Source organism: Amycolatopsis rhabdoformis (assembly GCF_035918295.1).
GTDB lineage: Bacteria > Actinomycetota > Actinomycetes > Mycobacteriales > Pseudonocardiaceae > Amycolatopsis > Amycolatopsis rhabdoformis.
This window is the reverse complement of the sequence record NZ_CP142149.1, coordinates 4,423,438-4,440,055: the sequence shown is the minus strand read 5'-3', so window position 1 is coordinate 4,440,055 and position 16,618 is coordinate 4,423,438. Positions and strand designations below refer to the sequence as shown.

15 protein-coding genes are annotated in these 16,618 nt (G+C 72.5%); 10 read left to right on the top strand and 5 right to left on the bottom strand.

Translation table 11 applies throughout. The features are described 5' to 3' along the window. Positions 1-750: 750 nt before the first annotated feature. From VSH64_RS20245 to VSH64_RS20230, 4 genes are read right to left on the bottom strand one after another with little or no spacing between them, the layout of a single operon-like run. Entirely contained in the window at positions 751-3,327 is a 2,577-nt protein-coding gene (locus VSH64_RS20245; protein WP_326837198.1) for a transglutaminase TgpA family protein, read from the bottom strand. Further along, entirely contained in the window at positions 3,324-3,632 is a 309-nt protein-coding gene (locus VSH64_RS20240) for a hypothetical protein (protein WP_326837197.1), read from the bottom strand. Before VSH64_RS20240 ends, VSH64_RS20245 begins: the two co-directional genes overlap by 4 nt. An 11-nt stretch (positions 3,633-3,643) precedes the next feature. Beyond that, complete coding sequence (locus VSH64_RS20235) at positions 3,644-4,915, bottom strand: DUF58 domain-containing protein (protein ID WP_326837196.1); 1,272 nt, start codon at positions 4,913-4,915, stop codon at positions 3,644-3,646. A gap of 25 nt (positions 4,916-4,940) precedes the next feature. Then, on the bottom strand, positions 4,941-5,900 hold the full coding sequence (locus VSH64_RS20230) for an AAA family ATPase (protein WP_326837195.1): 960 nt from the start codon (positions 5,898-5,900) through the stop codon (positions 4,941-4,943). A 389-nt stretch (positions 5,901-6,289) separates the two neighbouring features. Here VSH64_RS20230 and VSH64_RS20225 point away from each other — a divergent pair, with 389 nt between their 5' ends. From VSH64_RS20225 to VSH64_RS20210, 4 genes are read left to right on the top strand one after another with little or no spacing between them, the layout of a single operon-like run. Then, positions 6,290-6,670: a hypothetical protein gene (locus VSH64_RS20225; protein WP_326837194.1), complete on the top strand. Its 381-nt coding sequence runs from the start codon at positions 6,290-6,292 to the stop codon at positions 6,668-6,670. Further along, the gene (locus VSH64_RS20220; protein ID WP_326837193.1) at positions 6,663-7,205 is read left to right on the top strand and encodes a DUF3558 family protein; all 543 of its coding nucleotides are present in this window, start codon (positions 6,663-6,665) and stop codon (positions 7,203-7,205) included. The genes VSH64_RS20225 and VSH64_RS20220 overlap by 8 nt, the downstream gene beginning before the upstream one ends. A gap of 35 nt (positions 7,206-7,240) precedes the next feature. Continuing rightward, positions 7,241-7,807: a PPE domain-containing protein gene (locus tag VSH64_RS20215; RefSeq protein WP_326837192.1), complete on the top strand. Its 567-nt coding sequence runs from the start codon at positions 7,241-7,243 to the stop codon at positions 7,805-7,807. Then, a complete protein-coding gene (locus tag VSH64_RS20210) occupies positions 7,804-8,538 on the top strand; it encodes an ESX secretion-associated protein EspG (RefSeq protein WP_326837191.1) in 735 nt (244 codons plus the stop codon). Before VSH64_RS20215 ends, VSH64_RS20210 begins: the two co-directional genes overlap by 4 nt. 9 nt (positions 8,539-8,547) lie before the next feature. Here VSH64_RS20210 and VSH64_RS20205 read toward each other — a convergent pair whose 3' ends face one another. Next, the gene (locus tag VSH64_RS20205) at positions 8,548-9,000 is read right to left on the bottom strand and encodes an Lrp/AsnC family transcriptional regulator (protein WP_326837190.1); all 453 of its coding nucleotides are present in this window, start codon (positions 8,998-9,000) and stop codon (positions 8,548-8,550) included. Between the two features lie 121 nt (positions 9,001-9,121). Between VSH64_RS20205 and VSH64_RS20200 the strand changes: the two genes are divergently transcribed. The 6 genes from VSH64_RS20200 (at position 9,122) to VSH64_RS20175 (ending at position 16,345) form a co-directional block, all read left to right on the top strand. Next, positions 9,122-9,907, top strand: a complete 786-nt coding sequence (locus tag VSH64_RS20200) for a hypothetical protein (protein ID WP_326837189.1) — start codon at positions 9,122-9,124, stop codon at positions 9,905-9,907. A 409-nt stretch (positions 9,908-10,316) separates the two neighbouring features. Further along, positions 10,317-11,411: a lysylphosphatidylglycerol synthase transmembrane domain-containing protein gene (locus VSH64_RS20195; RefSeq protein WP_326837188.1), complete on the top strand. Its 1,095-nt coding sequence runs from the start codon at positions 10,317-10,319 to the stop codon at positions 11,409-11,411. Between the two features lie 696 nt (positions 11,412-12,107). After that, positions 12,108-12,539 carry a division/cell wall cluster transcriptional repressor MraZ gene (gene mraZ, locus VSH64_RS20190; RefSeq protein ID WP_326837187.1) on the top strand — a complete coding sequence of 144 codons (432 nt, stop codon included), beginning with the start codon at positions 12,108-12,110 and terminating at the stop codon, positions 12,537-12,539. 214 nt (positions 12,540-12,753) lie between these two features. Next, the gene (rsmH, locus tag VSH64_RS20185; protein WP_326837186.1) at positions 12,754-13,710 is read left to right on the top strand and encodes a 16S rRNA (cytosine(1402)-N(4))-methyltransferase RsmH; all 957 of its coding nucleotides are present in this window, start codon (positions 12,754-12,756) and stop codon (positions 13,708-13,710) included. Continuing rightward, the gene (locus VSH64_RS20180; RefSeq protein WP_326837185.1) at positions 13,707-14,426 is read left to right on the top strand and encodes a hypothetical protein; all 720 of its coding nucleotides are present in this window, start codon (positions 13,707-13,709) and stop codon (positions 14,424-14,426) included. Before rsmH ends, VSH64_RS20180 begins: the two co-directional genes overlap by 4 nt. Further along, entirely contained in the window at positions 14,426-16,345 is a 1,920-nt protein-coding gene (locus VSH64_RS20175) for a peptidoglycan D,D-transpeptidase FtsI family protein (RefSeq protein ID WP_326837184.1), read from the top strand. The genes VSH64_RS20180 and VSH64_RS20175 overlap by 1 nt, the downstream gene beginning before the upstream one ends. The last annotated feature ends 273 nt before the right edge of the window (positions 16,346-16,618 follow it).

Here is a 16,618-nt window from a genome sequence, read left to right as displayed (position 1 = left end):
CGCGGGGCCGCTCTGTGAGGTCAGGCGTGGGTGCGTTTTCGCCGGCCTGGGTCGGGCGTGAGCGGGTCCGGATCCCTCCGCGCTGTGGCTGAGCGGCCGCTGACTTGTGAGGCAGATCAACGAAGCCGGGAGCCGAGTACGCCTTCGGCCGCAGTCTGCCTCGCGCGCCACTAAGCCCAGCGGCACTAAGCCCCAGCGCCGCCGACCCGCCCCGGGAGGCAGACCGCCCCGGGAGGCAGACCGCCCCGGGAGACAGACCCCACCCTCCCTGAGGGGGCCTGCCCACTTCCAGCGTATCGGCCTGCACCGACAAAATCGGGTCGAAGAGCCGGCGAGGGGCGAATCATCCACAACTCGCGATGCTTGTGGAAAACCCTCTGACCTGCGAATTGCCGGGCCGGTACGACCCGGCTGATCACCCACACGGGCGCTGTTCGGCAGTTCGTCGGGAGACCGCTCGGACCACTCTCGAGATCCCGCCGAGCAGTCCACAAATACCGGCCGGGGGATCCCGCAATCCGCGACGAGCCGCCACGCGGGCGAGCCAACCCGGATCGGACCCGAGCCGAGCCGAGCCGAGCCGAGCCGAGCCGAGCCGAGCCACTCCAGGGCGAGCCAAGCCGGACCGAAGTGAGCCACGCTTGACCGAGCCAGCCACTCTAGGCCGCGCCGCGCCGAGCCGGACCAAACCAGACCAAGCCACAGCCGCCCGACAACAACCGAACCTCAGCCGATCAAGACCTCACCCGATCAAGACCTCCGCTTCAAGATCGACTTCGGGAAAAGCCTCCCGCGCAACGAAAGCGGAGCCGTCCGCCGGAGACTCTGCCGCAGCTCGTCGAAGGCCGGCGCCAAGTCCGGATCCGCCGAGGGGCCGTCGCTGTACCAAGTGCGTTCCACCGCGCCGATCACCGTGCGGAGGCTGTCGCGGCCGGGGTCGTCGAGGTGGTGGCGCTCGGCGATCTTCTGGCCGGCCACGCGGACGGTGTCGCTGTCGGCGAGGGGGAGGCCGCGGTCGGCGCATTCGGCTTTGAGTTCGCGCCACGCGGCGTCGGCGGAGCCGGGGGCGTGGGTGACGATCGACTGGAGGTGGCGGCGGCGGGTGAAGTCGCGCAGGGCGGCGGGGCCGCCGAGGCCCACGGCGGCCAACACGACGATCACGGCGAACCACCAGGCCACCAGGCCGGCCAGGAAGCCGAGCGCGGCGACCAGCAGCACGCCGCCCGCCAGGGGCAGCCACAGGGCGGCCTGGCTCGTGCGGGCGGCCGGTGCGGCGGGGGCGCGCACCAGGACATCGCCGTCCGGGACAGCACCCGGCGGGGCGCCAGCACTCGGGACAGCAGCGCCGGCCGCGGGCGGGCGTCGGCGCAGGACGTAGGCCGTGACGACGGCCGCGGCGCCCAGCACGGCGAGCACGGCGGCGAGGATCGCGAGCCAGCCGTCCTGCGATTCGGACGCGGCCGTGGTGGTCGGGGTGGCCTCGTTCTGGCCCTTGTCCAGCGGCGACTGCGTGGCGGGCGCGTTGGAGCGCGGCGCGGTCGGCAGGTCGTCGGTGGCGTTGGGCTGCTGGGAGTTCTGGTTGTTCTGCTGCAGGTACGTCGGCACGATGCCGCGGCCGTCGGCGAGCGGGGTCGGGTCGAAGGTGACCCAGCCCTTGTCGCCGAAGTAGGCCTCGACCCAGGCGTGCGCGTCCTGCGAGCTGATCGACTGGTAGTCGCCCTTCGCGACGCCCGGAGTGAAGCCGATGGCCACCCGCGCGGGGATGTGGGCGACGCGCAGCATCACGGCCATCGCCGACGCGTACTGCTCGCAGTAGCCGCGCTTGCCGTTGAGGATGAAGTCGGCCAGCGCGTCGGCGTCGGTGGCGTCGGCGGTCTTGGTGTCGTAGACGAAACCGTTCTGCGCGCTGAAGAACTGCCACAGCGCGGTGGCCTTGTCGAAGTTGTCGGTCTTGCCCGCGATGAGCTGGTTCGTCTTCGCGATCACGCGCGGGTCGACGCGGCCGATCTGCGAGTAGAACGCCGGCACCTCGTCGGACTTCGGGTCGGTGGCCCGCAGTTCCGCGGCCGTCGGTTCCTTCAGCGACGCGACCTCGGTGTAGGTCGGCGCCGATTCGCTCTTCGTGGTGAACACGGCACCACTGACGCGGTCGTAGAGCCACTGCGGCGAAAGCCCGCGCAGCGCCCGCGGCGCACCGTAGACGGGCAGCCAGTTGTCCACCCACCGCGTCGGCTGGATCTCGATCTGGCGGGACACACCGGTGCCGTCGTCGCCGGGCGCGGCGGGCAGCGTGCTGTTGGCGAGCACGCCGGTCTGCGCCTGGCCACCGCCGCGCAGGCCCCAGCCCTGGTTGGGCGTGTACGTGTCGAGCGTGAACGCCCGCAGGTAGCGGCGATCGTTGCCGAGGCCGCGGACCTGGAACAGCTCCGTGTTCTCACCCTGGTCGAGCAGGCCGCGCAGCTGCGTGAACGGCGCGACGCCGAACCCGCCGCTGCCGTCGCCGCCCGCACCCGAGCCGGCGCCGAACGGGATCTTCCCGACCGTGCCCACCCACGTGATCCCGCCGCCGAGCAGACCGAGCACGATCGCCGCGCTCACCACGGCCACGGGCGCCTGCAACGCCCGCGCCCGGCCGCCCGAGCCCGGTGCGTCGCGGTTGCGCCAGCGCTGGTGCCGGTGGTTGCCGTCGAGCGCGAGCAGGCACGCGAACGCCGCCGCGCCGAGCAGGAACGTCCACCACGGCAGCATGTCGTCCGACAACGCCGCCGGCACCGCGTACACGCACAGCAGCACCAGCCCGGTCGCCGCCGGAGCCGCGGCGGCCACGGCGAGCGTGTCGACGAGCACCGCGACCAGCCCGATCGCGATCGTGACCAGGCACAGGATCGGCTGCGTGCCCTCGACCGGCGGCAGCCCGGTGCGGATCTGCTCGGCCGACGCGCCGAGCGTCGCCTGAAGCTCGCCCAGCGCCGTGGGGCCGGGGATGATCTTGAGGAGGCCCTGTGTGGTGAAGGCGCCCGTGACCAGGAACAGCAGCACCACGAGCTGGCCCAGGCCCACGAGCACCGTCGGCGCGCGCAGCGACCGCAGCGCCAGCCCGGTCGACGCGATCAGGATGACCGCCACGAACAGGTAGCCGAACCACGCCCAGCCCGACACCACGCCGGTGATCGAGGTCGCCGCGCACAGCGTCGCGATGCCCGCCGCCACCGGCGGCAGGATCCCGCTCGACCACACCGGCGTCGGCGCGGCCGGCTGCGGCGTCGGCGTGTGGGGGATGGGCGGCGGAGCCTGCGTGGCAGGCGGCCGCGGCGCGGTGGTGGTCATCGGGTACCGCCGATCGGGGTCGCGCGGTGGGACAGTGCCGAGGCGGAACGCGTCGGATTGTGCTGAGCGGCCTGGGAAATCGGCGGCTGCGACACGGCGGGGGTCATGGTGCGCTGCCCGATCGGAGTGGTGCGGTGGACGACTTCAGCGCCCAGGCGTGCTGGTTTGTGCTGCGCCGCTGGGGAAATCGGCGGCAGCGACACCGCCGAAGGCACCGTGCGCCGCCCGAGCAGACCGCCGACTTCAGCCGACGCGAACACCGAAAAGCCTTTGACAGCCCCGGAAATCGGCACCGACGAAACCACGCGAGTCCGGGTCATCGCTCGCCGCCGATCAGCGCCGCGCGGTGCGCGCCCGTGCGGCAGAGTTCGGCCCACGCCTGGGGCATCGGCGTGTCCGGCCCGGCGATCACCACGCCCCAGCCGGCGGCGCGCAGCAGTTCGGCGGCGTCCTTCGTGGCCGCGGCCTGCTGGTCGGACGAGCCGGAGCCGGCCCAGGACGGCGTGTCCAGGAGGACGGCGAGGCTGCGGACGCCGCGAGGGCGGTAGCGGGCCAGTTCGTGCACCGACTCCGCGCTGACCGTGCCGAGCACCGCGATGAGCTCCTGTCCTTCGGCCGGGTCGTGCCCGAGCGTCACGTCGCGCTGGTGGGCGGGTTGGAGGCCGGCCAGGGCGTCGAGGACGACGTTGTCGTAGCCTTCGCCGCCGTCGCCCGGGGCGTCGGCCAGCGGGATGGCGTGTTCGGTGACCAGGCGGACGCGGTGGCCGGAGCGGCGCAGGTGCAGCGCGACCGACGCCGCGAACGACACGGCCCACTCGAGGCTCGCCGCGGGCCCGGTGCCGTGGTGGGCGGCCGCGCGGTGGTCGATCAGCACGGTCGTTCCGCCGCGCCAGGGGCGTTCCTCCACGCGCACCATGACCTCGTCGCGGCGGGCGGTGGAGCGCCAGTGGACCTTCCGCATGTCGTCGCCGGTGCGGTAGTGACGCACGATCACGTCGGGCTCGCCCTGGCCGGCGTGCAGGCGCACGGTGCCGTCGTCGCCCGCGCCGACCCCGGCGCCGCCGGGCAGGCCCCACAGGCCGACCACGCGGGGCACCACGACCAGCCGCGAGTGCCCGATCAGCTCGCGTTCGAACTCGCACAGCCCGAACGGGTCGGTGATCGTGGCGCGCAGCGGCCCCACCTGCTGGATCCCGCGCAGCATCGGCTGCAACGGGTAGCGCAGCAGCACCCGGCGATCGTGCGGCAGCCGTTCGACCACGAACCGCGGCCGCGAGCCCAGCACGTACGGCACGCCGTCCTCGAGCAGCACCTCGCCGCCCGGCAGCCGGCCGCTGCGCCACAACTCGAGGTGCACCTCGCCGCTCGCGCCGACGGCCACGCGCTCCGGCCGCAGCGCCCGCGTGGCGCCGAGCCGCAGCCGGGTCGCCGAGATGAACGCGGCGACCAGCAGCGGCAGCGCCACCACGAAAATGGCGACGCGCAGCAGGTCACGCTCGTTGAGCACCAGCGAGCACACCGCCGCGGCGATCCCCGCGGCCAGGAGGCAGCGGCCGCGAGTGGTCAGGCCGGACAGTGCACGCAGCATGCGGTTCTCGAATCGGGTGAGGGGATCAGCGGGGACCGGCGGAGCCCTGGGGCACGGGCACGCGGTGCAGCACGGCGCGGACCACGTCGGTCGCCGAGCGGCGCGCGGCGTGGGCCTCGGTCGTGAGCACCAGCCGGTGCGCCAGCACGGGCACGGCGACCGTGTGCAGGTCGTCCGGCACCACGTACTCGCGGCCCGACAGCGCCGCCTGCGCCCGCGCGGCGCGGACCAGGTGCAGCGTGGCCCGCGGCGACGCGCCGAGCCGGATCTCCGGTACCTGCCGCGTCGCGGACACCAGGTCCACGGCGTAGCGGCGGACCTCGGGCGCCATGTGCACCGCGCGCACGGTCTCCACGAGCCGCTGCACGGTCGCGCCGTCGGACACGGCGGTGAGGTCGGCCAGCGGGTTGTGGCCCGCGTGCTCGTCGACCATCGCCAGCTCGGCCTGCTGGTCGGGGTAGCCGATCGACACCCGCGCGGTGAAGCGGTCGCGCTGGGCCTCGGGAAGGGCGTAGGTGCCCTCCATCTCGATCGGGTTCTGCGTGGCGATCACCATGAACGGCGCCCCGAGCCGGTAGGTGCTCGTGTCGACCGTGACCTGGTGTTCTTCCATGCACTCGAGCAGCGCCGACTGCGTCTTCGGCGAGGCGCGGTTGATCTCGTCGCCCACCACGATGTTCGCGAACACCGGGCCGGGCCGGAACTCGAACTCGCCGGTCTGCCGGTTGTAGATCGACACGCCGGTGACGTCGCTCGGCAGCAGGTCGGGGGTGAACTGCACGCGGCTCACGGTGCAGTCGATCGACCGCGCGAGCGCCTTGGCCAGCGAGGTCTTGCCGACGCCCGGCACGTCCTCCACGAGCAGGTGACCCTCGGCCAGGAGGGTCACCAGCGCGATCCGGATGACGTCGGGCTTGCCGACCAGTACGCGCTCGACGTTCGCGGCGATGCGGCGGGCCGTGTCGTGCAGCTCGTCGAGGGACACTCTCGGGGCGTACCCGTTGCCTCGCCCGTTCGGGTTATCCGCCGCGGGGTAAGCCGGCTGCCCGGCCCCGCTGCCCTGCTGTCCGGCAGAGACGGCGGACTGGATTCTCGACGTCACTCGTCCTCCTGGTGGCGCATGGCTGTGCGGCTTCCACCGGCTCCGCCGGGTCGCTCGCTGTCCGCGCAGCGATCAGCCTTCCATCCAGTGTGTCAAACTCGGGCGAACTCGGCGGCGGAACCCCGCGAACGGCCGCTGATGACTCTCCGGTAATGCCCGTAGTCCGCCGATCGGGTGTACGAAGCGGCGTTTTCGGGTGCTGCCGCTGACGGACCGCTCTCACGTATGCTCCGAATCCGAGGTCGCTCGACTACGGAGAGGCGTAACCGCTCATGAGCGAGGTGGGGGCCGTACCGCTGCCCGACGTGCCGGGCCTGACGAGTACGGGATCGAGCGGCCGGCGGTTCTCCGTGGCGCCTGAGCTGGCCACCGCCACCTACACGAAGCTCGGCGAGCTGCAGGACGTGGTGGGCGAGATGGTGCGCGAGGCCGACGTGCTGGGCCGTTCGGTGCCCCTGGGCAGCGGATACGCCGGCGAGGTGGGCGCGTTCATGGCGCGGTACGGGTTCGGCGACGACGGCTCGGCCGTGGCCCAGCTGACCTCGTTCGGCCGGGAGATCGAAGACCTCAAGGAACGCATCGCGAGCGCGTTGAAAAAGTACCAGCGCGCCGACGACGCGGCCGCCGACGGCGTGGACTGCGCCGGTGGCTGAGCCCGTGCGCAAGGTTCTGCTGGTCGTGCCGCTTTTCCTGGTGCTCGTCGCGTGCGGGCGGCCGGTCACGCCGAAGGCGATCGCGGGGGACGGCGGTCCGCAGCCGTCAGCGCCCGGTTCCAGTGCCGCGCCCACCACGCTGGCCGGCCTGGACCCGTGCGCGCTGCTCTCGCCGAGCGACCGGTCGAGCGCCGGGCTCACCGAGCTCGGCAAGCCGAAGACGATCGGTGCGGCACGCGCGTGCGACTGGACCGTGCCCTCCACGTTCGGCGTCACGGTCACGCTCGACGAAACGGCCGGGCTCGCCAACCTCGACGTCTCGCGCGGCACCCGCGTGAAGAAGAAGGTCGGCGCGCACCAGGCGCTGCAGGTGTCGGACAAGAAGTCGGCGTCCGGCACGTGCGCGGTGCTGCTCGGGATCGGCGATTCCGCGAGCGTGCAGGTGGACGTGAGCAACGCGAGCTTCTCCGACACCACGCTGGCCTGCTCGCGCGCGGCGACCGTCGCCGGGCTCGTCGAGCCGAAGCTGCCCTGAGTCCCGTTCCCGCTCCGTCTACCGGAAGGTGTGCCGTGTCCGCAGCCGTGCCCGAGCCGACGGCCCGTTACGAGGCCCTCAGCCACGAAGCCCTGGCCGCGCAGGTCGAGCAGGGCAACGACCCCGTGGCCGCCGGTCAGGCCGGGGCGCGCTGGACCGAGCTCGCGCGCCGCTTCGAGGACTCGACCGCTTCGCTGGCCGCGCTTTCGGCCGGCAGCGAAGAGGCGTGGCAGGGCGAAGCGGGCGACGCGATGCGCGCGGTGCTCGGGCGCGCGGCGGGCTGGCTCGGCGAATCGGCCGCCGTGTCGAGCGTGGTGGGCGATTCCGTGGCGGAGCAGGCCGACGTCGCCGCGCGGGCCCGGGCCGAGATGCCGCCGCCGGTCGGGTTCGACCCCGCGGCGATGATCCGCTCGGCCGCCGCGAGCGGCAACGTCCTGCAGCTCGCCGGGCTGTCGTTCGCGATGGACGCGCGCCGCGCGGAAGCCGAAGCAGCGCGCCAGAAAGCGATCGACGTGGTGCGCACCCGCGACACCGCGCTGCACGGCCTGGTGCCGGGTGTCGCCTTCCCGGACACCCCGGCGCTCGGCGCGGGGCCGGCTTGATCCGGCTCTCCGCGTCGGCCTTCGACGTGGTGTGGCACGACCTCGGGCTCGGCCGCGTGCCGGTGCCGCTGGCGGTGCCCAGCGTCGGTGCCACGGAGGCCGAACGCGCCGCGGTGCGCGAGGAGGTCTACCGCGGGCTCACCGACCGCGGGCTCTTCGACGGCCGGCTCGCGCCCGACCTGGAAACCCGGCTGCGGCTGCTCGACGGCGGCACCCGGTACGTCGCGTGCGAAGCGCTGGTGGACATGACGGCCGACGCGCCGTTCCGCGCGGTGACCGCGGTGCGAGGCCGAGGTGGGGTGCTGGCGGTGCAACCCGAGCGGACGGTGGGGCTCAGCGCGATCCGGGAGGGCGAGCTCGTTTCGGCGATCGTGGCGGTGCTGCCGGAGCTGTCGGCCGGACCGGGGTTCGGGGTGAACCTGCCGGCGACGGCGTTCGACTCGACGGCTGACTCGGGTTCCGGGTGGGATTCGGCCTCGGCTTCCGTGGCCCGCCAGGTCGAGGAGGTCGCCGCGATCCAGGCGCGGCCGGTGTTCGCGGCGGGCCAGTTCAGCGTGTACGCACGCGACAACGGCCGGCTCACCCGGTGCGGCGGGCTGACGTGGTTCGACACCGACGCCGGCGCGTATTCGGCCGGCGTGTCGGGCGGGCGCGGGGGACAGGACTGGGTGAACGTCGCTCCCGTCGACGGGCCGCGGCTGGTGGAGCGGGTGCTGGCGTTGTTCGGCTGACGGGGTGCGTCAGGCCAGGTCGAGGAGACCGGTCGTGGACACCTCGAGGTCGTGGAGCACCAGTCGGCTGCGGAGTTCGCGCACGCCGTGCTCGCGCTTGAGACGGTCGACGACCGTCTCGAACTCCTCGGGGTCCACGCAGGCGAGGCGGAGCTGGTAGTCGTACTCGCCGGTCATGCGGGCGCCGGACACGATCTGCGGGACCTGGTGCAGCTCGCGTTCGAAGCGGGTCCGGTCGACGTCTTCGCGGAGGCGGACGTCGCTCACCATCGTGAGGCCGCGGCCGAGCGCGCCCGGGTCCAGCTCGGCCCGGAAGCCGCGGATCACGCCGGTGGCACGCAGGCGGCGCACGCGGTCGGCGACGGTGTTGGCCGAGAGGCGCACCTCCTTGCCGAGCTCGTTGTAGGTGCGGCGGGCGTCCTGGTCGAGCAGCCGCACGAGGGAGCGGTCGATGGCGTCCACAGCAGCCGATTGTGCAGAACTCGGTGTTGAATGGCAAACACCGAGGAAAACTCGACCTGGTAGCGCGGAGTGCCGTTGATTCCGAGCCATCTTCGGCGGCTTTCCTGGAACCGTTCAAGGCATGGAAGTCCTGCTCCCGCCCGTCCTGCCCGTGCTGACCGTCCTCTTCCTGTCCGTGGTCCAACGCCGCTACGGCTCCCGCCTCGGCGGCCGCCTGGCCGGCTTCCCGACGACCACCTTCCCGTTCCTGCTGGTCCTCCTCGCCCGCGACGGCGCCGGCACGGTGGCGCAGGCGGCGCGCGGCATGATCGCCGGCCAGCTGATGGTCGCCGCGTTCTGCCTCGGCTACGGCCGGCTCGGCCGCCGCCTGCGCACCCCGGCCGCCGCGGTCACGGTCGCGCTGGCCGTGGTGGCGGGCGCGTTCTCCCTCGGCCTGGAGGTGCCATCCCCGTGGGCGGCGGCGGGTCTCGCTTTCGCGATCACCCTGGCCGGCCTGGTGACGTGGCCTGCGGTCCCGCCGCTCGACCTCGTCGTGCGCGCCCCGCGCTGGGAGCTCCCGGTCCGCATGGCGGCCGCCGCCGGCGTGGTGACGGTGCTGACCGTGCTCGGGCGAGCACTGGGTCCGCAGGTGACGGGCCTGCTGTCGTGCGTGCCGATCGTGCTGACGGTGTTGACTCCGGCCACGCACCGGAGCGCGGGGTTCGAGGCCGCGGAGACGGTGGTGCGCTCGGCCCTGAGGTCGTTGCCGGCGACGTTGGTGTTCGCGGTGGTCGCGGCGTTGTGTGTGGTGCCGCTCGGGCCGCTCGTGGGGTTTGTGCTCGCTGGTGCCGGGTTGTTGGTGACGGATCATCTTGTGGGCCGGTTGTTGGCGGCGCAGCAATCGGTTGCCGTCGATCAGCCACGTTGAGAGCAAACGGCTGCTTGGGGTTCGCGGAGATGCCGGTGGGGTCGGCTTTGAGTGAGTGCCGGTCGTGCGCGCCGGTTGTCGGTGGCGAAATGTGCGTCGCGTAGCGAGTGGTGTGCGTGGCCCGGTTCGGGTTCGGGTCGGGTTGTTCAGTGTCGCCGGCGGTAAGGCGTTCGGGGTCAGCGGTCGCTGACAAGTCGACGCGTCCGTGTCGGCGGCGTGGGGTGTTCGCGGTGGTCGTGGTGCTGATCGGGCCGGTCTCAGGCGCTCGCCACGGACCAGCACGTGGGCCGATCGCCGCCGGTCAATCCCGGTGGCGGTAAGGCACGGGGTGATGCTTCTCGCCGCGAAGGGTGGAATGTCGGGACGCACACTGGGGTTGTCGCGGGTAAGGCGACGGGAGGAGTGCGAGGTGACGAGCGTCGACGTGGCGAGCACCGAGTCCGGGGCGGTCGAGCACCGCGCGCGCCGGGTGCCGTGGCGACCCTTGTTGCACTGGGGTGTCGTCGTGGCCGCGGTCGGGTATCTCGTGTGGCGGGTGCCGGACCTGGTCACTCAGTTCGAACAGCTCGAGCGGGTGCAGTGGGGCTGGGTCGCGGCGGCGGGGCTGGCCGGGGTGGCGGCGCTGGCCGTCTACGGCGAGCTGCACCGGCAGCTGCTGCTCGTCGGGGGAGCGCACGTGCCGGGGCCGGCCGTGCAGAGCATCACCTTCGCGCAGAACGCCGTGTCCACCACCGTTCCCGTGGTCGGCGGCGCCGGGTCACTCGGGTACGCCATCAATCAGCTGCGCCGCCGAGGAGTCGACGGCGCGCTGTCCGCGTGGGCCGTGTTGCTCGCCGGCGTGATCACCACGGTGCTGCTCATCGTGCTCGGGTTCCTGGGGCTGGCGTGGGCGGGCCGCGTGCCGCTGAAGCTCGCGATCCCGGCGGCGCTCGTCGTCGCGGCTGGTTCGGCGGGGGTGTGGGCACTGCTGACGCACCCGGCCGTGCTGCAGCGCGGGTTGACGTCGCTGCTGCGGGTCTTCGGGCGCACCCCGGGAACGTGCACGACCTGCCGCAAGACCTGGCTCGAGAAGGCCGACGCCGCGGCCCTGCAGCTTTCGGAACGCGTCGCGCGCCTGCGCCCCGGCGGGGCCCGCTGGACTGTCCTGCTGGTGCTCGCGGCGGGGAGTTGGGGCTTCGACTTCTTCGCCCTCATCGCCAGCGCCGAGGGCACCGGCACGCACATCCGCTGGGACGTCCTCGCCGTGGGCTTCCTGGTCGTGCAGGCCAGCATCGCCCTCCAGATCCTCCCCGGCGGCGCAGGTCTGGCCGAGGCCGGGCTGCTCGGCGTGCTGGTCGCCGCGGGCGTGCCCGCCGCACCCGCCGCCGCGACCGTGCTCATCTACCGCGCGATCAGCTGGGCCGGCCTCTCGGTGATCGGCTGGATCGTCTACGCGCTGCAGCCCCACACCGCCCCCACCCACGGCCACGAACCGACCGCGGCCGCCGCACTCCCGCAAGCCTGAGGCCCGACCCGGCACGAGTCGGCGGGCAGCCAGGGACAGGTAGTCCTCTGCCGAAGTCCTGACGCGGCACTCATCCCCGCGGACCGCCATCGCTGCTGAGCCGGCGAACAACCGGGCCAAGCCGTGGCTCTCCGCTGAAAGCCCGACCCCGGCAGTCACTCCCGTGGGCGGCCACCTTCCGAGCTCGCCGACGACCCGGGCCAAGCGCGGCTGTCCGCCGACGGTCTGCCCCGGCACCCGTCCTCGCGGGCCGTCACCTTCACCCGAGCCATCCGGGCACCCCGGCGACCCCACCGACGGCCGCCCCCACCGGCCTCCACCGACGGTCCCCACCCGGCCCCACCGAGATCCCCACCGGCCCCCACCGACAGTCCCCACCCGGCCCCACCGGGTTCCCCACCAGACCCCACCCAGGGGATCCCTGGTCGTCACGCTGCCGCTCAGCGGACGTTCGTGACCGGTCGCGGGTTGCTCCGACACCCCGGTGCGGGGGATCTTGGCCACGGCCCCCCACCCGGCCCCCACCAGGCCCCACAGCGCTGACCTGCACAAACGCGTGACACGACGGGGTTAACGCGGGGCCGGTCGCGTTGACTGTGGTGAAAAGTGGGGTACGGTGGTGACCAGTGGGGCGGAAGGGAGCCCCGTGGCCGTCCGAGGTGGTTCGCCACCGGAGGCGGTAGGGAGGTGGGGGACGTGTTCCTCGGCACCCACACCCCGAAGCTGGACGACAAAGGGCGGCTCGCGCTGCCCGCGAAGTTCCGCGACGCCTTGGCCGGCGGGCTGATGGTCACCAAGGGGCAGGACCACTGCCTCTTCGTCTTCCCCAGGGCCGAGTTCGAGCAGATGGCGCGCAAGGTCGCCGACGCCCCGTTCACGAACGAGGCGGTTCGGGCCTACCAGCGCTACCTGTTCGCCGGAACGGACGAACAACGCCCGGACGGGCAGGGGCGCATCACCATCGCGTCCGAGCTCCGGCGCTACGCCGGGCTGAACAAGGAGTGCGTGGTGATCGGTGCGATCACCAGGCTGGAGATCTGGGACGCCCAGGCGTGGCAGGGCTACCTGGACGAACACGAGGACAGCTACGCGAAGGCTCGAGAGGAAGTTCTACCGGGCGTCTTCTAGGGGACACGGGCACCGGGGCACCTGCGTCGTCGGGGGACGCGGGTCCGAAGTGGCCGTGGCGCCGGAAGCGTCTCCGCGGATGCCGTGAGGCCTCTGTCCGCTCTTTGGCCCTGGCGCACCTTCCCCGGTGCCAGGTCGGACCGCGGGCGGGCAGGGACCTGACGGCATCCGCCGCATCTTCCCCGGGAGTACGGAGCACGAAAGGGGGAGGGGCATGGCGACCGAGCACGAGCACGTTCCGGTGCTGCTGGACCGCATCGTCGAACTGTTCACCCCCGCCCTCGCCGACCGCGACGCGGTGCTGGTCGACGCGACCGTCGGCCTCGGCGGCCACTCCGATGCCCTCCTCGAAGCGTTTCCCCGGCTGCGGCTCGTCGCGCTGGACCGTGACCCGGCCGCGCTGGAGCGCTCCGGCGAGCGGCTCGCCCGCCACGGTGACCGCGTCGACCTCGTCCACACTGTCTACGACGGACTCCCGGAGGCCCTCGAGGGCTTGGGACTGTCCCACGCGGACGGCATCCTCTTCGACCTCGGCGTGTCCTCGATGCAGCTGGACCGCGCCGAGCGCGGCTTCGCGTACTCCAAGGACTCCCCGCTGGACATGCGGATGGACCCGACCACCGGCTTCACCGCGGCCGACGTGCTCAACACCTACTCGCCCGGCGAGCTGATCCGAATCCTGCGCGACTACGGCGAAGAGCGCTTCGCCCAGCGGATCGTGCGGTCGGTCGTGGCCGAGCGCGAGAAGGAACCGTTCACGCGCAGCGGGCGGCTCGTCGAACTGCTCTACGACGCGGTGCCGGCCGCGAGCCGCCGCACCGGGGGACACCCGGCCAAGCGCACGTTCCAGGCGTTGCGGATCGAGGTCAACGGCGAGCTGGAGGTGCTGCGGCGGGCGATGCCGGCCGCGCTCTCGGCGCTCGCGATGGACGGCCGCATCGTGGTGGAGGCCTACCAGTCGCTGGAAGACCGGCTGGTGAAGCAGGCGTTCGCCGAGCTGGCGAAGTCGCGGACCCCGGAGGGGCTGCCGGTCGAGCTGCCCGGCCACGGGCCCGAGCTGAAACTCCTGACCCGAGGAGCCGAGAAGGCCGACGAAGGCGAGATCGAGCACAACCCCAGGGCCGCCTCCGTGCGGCTGCGGGCAGCACAGAGGATCGGAGAGCCGCGATGACCGCACCCGCGAAGTCCCGCCGCCGCTCCGCTGCGTCGGCGACGCACCGGAGCGCCCCGGCGGCGACCACGGTCGAGCAGGAGCCGCAGACCACCCGCACCACCGACCAGCCGGAAACCACGCCACGCCGGTCTTCGCGTGGTCGCACCACCGCCGCCGAGCGGGCGTACGCGCGCCGTGCACAGCGGGCCGACCTGCTGCAGCAGCGTGAGCCACGCCGGGCCGAGCCGCGTCCGGCCCGTGCCGAGACCGAGGTCGCGGTCAAGCCGAAGCGCCTGCTGCTGCGCTGGCCGCGCTCGCGCGCCTCGTTCGTGCTCGTGATGATGGGGCTGCTGGCCGTCGGCGTCGCGTCCACGCTGTGGCTCACCACGCAGGCCATCGCCGACTCCTACCGCCTCGAGCAGCTGCGCACGACCAACGCCAACCTGGCCGAGGCCAAGGACCGGCTGGAGCGGGACGTCGCGAAGGCGCAGTCGCCCGCTTCGCTGGCGCCGGCCGCGAAGCAGCTGGGCATGGTGCCCGGCGGTGACCCGGCGCGCATCGTCGTGGGACCGGACGGCAAGACCACCGTCGTCGGCGAGCCGACGAAGGCGCAGCCGGCCGCCGGGTCCAACGCGGTCACGCCGCCGGCGCAGGGCACCTCCGGGCAGCCCGCGGCGGGCCAGCAAGAGGGTGGCATCGAAGGCGACCTGCCCAGTCCTCCGGCGGGGCAGTGATGGTGGCTTCGGGGGCGAGCCGGGCGCGGGCCGCGGGCAGCGCCCGGCGCACCTACGCCGCGGGCACGCGCCGCGCGGTGGCCAAGCGCGGCAACGGCGGGCAGCGCAGCCGGTTCTCGGCCGTGCGCATCCTGCTGGTGGCGCTCATGGTCATCGCGGGCGTGAAACTCGTGCAGGTGCAGTGGTTCGAGGCGCCCACGCTCTCGGCCGCGGCCGAGCGGCAGCGCAGCCTCACCATCGACATCCCGGCGCAGCGCGGGTCCATTGTGGACCGCAACGGCAACAAGCTCGCCTTCAGCGTGGAAACCCGCACGCTGTCGGTGAACCTGCGCGTGCTGCACAAGACGATGGACGACTACGCGAAGAAGTACCCCACCAAGGGGCGCAACTTCCAGACCGAGATCGCCGCCGCGGCGAAGTACATCGCCGCGAAGGTGCCGAACCTGGCCACCGAGCAGGAACTGCTCACGAAGCTGAACAAGCCGCAGTCGTTCACCTACCTCGTGGACAACGTCGAGCCCTCGGTGGCCGCCGACATCGTGAAGCAGTTCGCGTGGATCGGCGTGGAGAACCGCGCGATGCGCGAGTACCCGGGCGACACGCTGGCGTCGAACATCGTCGGACTCGCCAACTGGCGCATGGAAGACGCCGACGTGTCCAAGCACAACCTCCACGGTGTGGTCGGGCTGGAGCAGTCGCGCGACAACGACCTGGCGGGCACGCCGGGGCGCGAGATCGTGAACACCCAGAACGGCAACGACAACCTGTACCTGCCGGGCTCGGAACACGTGCTGCAGGCCGCCATCCCCGGTTCGGACCTCGAGCTCACGATCGACTCGGACCTGCAGTACGAGCTGCAGCGGCAGCTGAGCGACTACGTCGCGCAGTCGCACGCCAAGGGCGGCCAGGCCGTGATCATGGACTCGCGGACCGGCGAGATCTACGCGCTGGCCGACGACAAGACGTTCAACCCGAACGACCAGTCCACGTTCCAGGACGAACTGCTCAACGACCGCGCGGTCACCACGCCGTACGAACCGGGTTCGGTGAACAAGATCGTCACGGCCACCGCGGCGATCGACGAGGGCATCGCCACGCCGGAGTCGACCATCGCGGTGCCGGGCGAGATCAAGATCGCCGACCGCACGGTGCACGACGCGTGGGTGCACGGCACGCAGAACTTCACCACCACCGGCATCTTCGCCAAGTCGTCCAACGTCGGCACGCTCGAGCTGGCGCAGAAGATCGGCCCGGACCACTACTCGGACATGCTGAAGAAGTTCGGCATCGGCCAGCGCACCGGCCTCGGCCTGCCCGGCGAGAGCCCGGGCTACGTGCCGCCGCGCAGCCAGTGGTCGGCGAGCACCTTCGGCAACCTGCCGATCGGCCAGGGCCTCTCCATGACCGTGGTGCAGATGGCCGGGATGTACCAGGCCATCGCCAACAACGGCGTGCGCGTGCCGCCGCGGATCGTGAAGGCGAAGAAGAACCCGGACGGCACCGTCGTGCCCGAGCCGGCGCCGAAGCCGGTGCAGGTGGTCAGCGCGCAGACCGCCACGACTGTGCGCAACATGCTGCGCGCGGTGGTGCAGAACGCGAAGAGCCCCAACTCGGGCACGGCACCGTCGGCTGCGCTGGAGGGCTACCAGATCTCGGGCAAGACGGGCACCGGCCAGCAGGTCGACCCGCGCACGAAGGCCTACAGCCAGAGCCTGGCCAACATCACCTTCGCCGGGATCCTGCCCGCCGACCACCCGCGCTTCGTGGTCGGCATCCGCCTCGACGCGCCCGACACCACGCTGCCGGCCGGGCACTCGGCGGGCCCGCTGTTCCACTCCATCGCCTCGTACCTGACGCAGCGCTACCAGATCCCGCTGTCCGACGGCCCGTCGCCGGAGGTCCCGCTCATCATCCCGTGACGCGTCCCGTGATCCGTCGGGCGATTGCCGCGCTCCGGTGACGGTTCCGCGACATTCCCGGGCTACAGGGGCACAAGATCGGCGAGGGCCGTCTCCCGCGCGTGAATCCGCGCGGTGAGGCGGCCCTTCCGCACGATCGCGCCCGCGATAGTCCACATGGGCTGGTGACCTCCGGCGGAAACGCTTGCCCCGCAACGACCTTGCGTCCGCCGCATAGCACACGCGGTGTCCGTGAGCGCGTTCGCCGTACCGCCTTGGGTCACCCGATCGCGC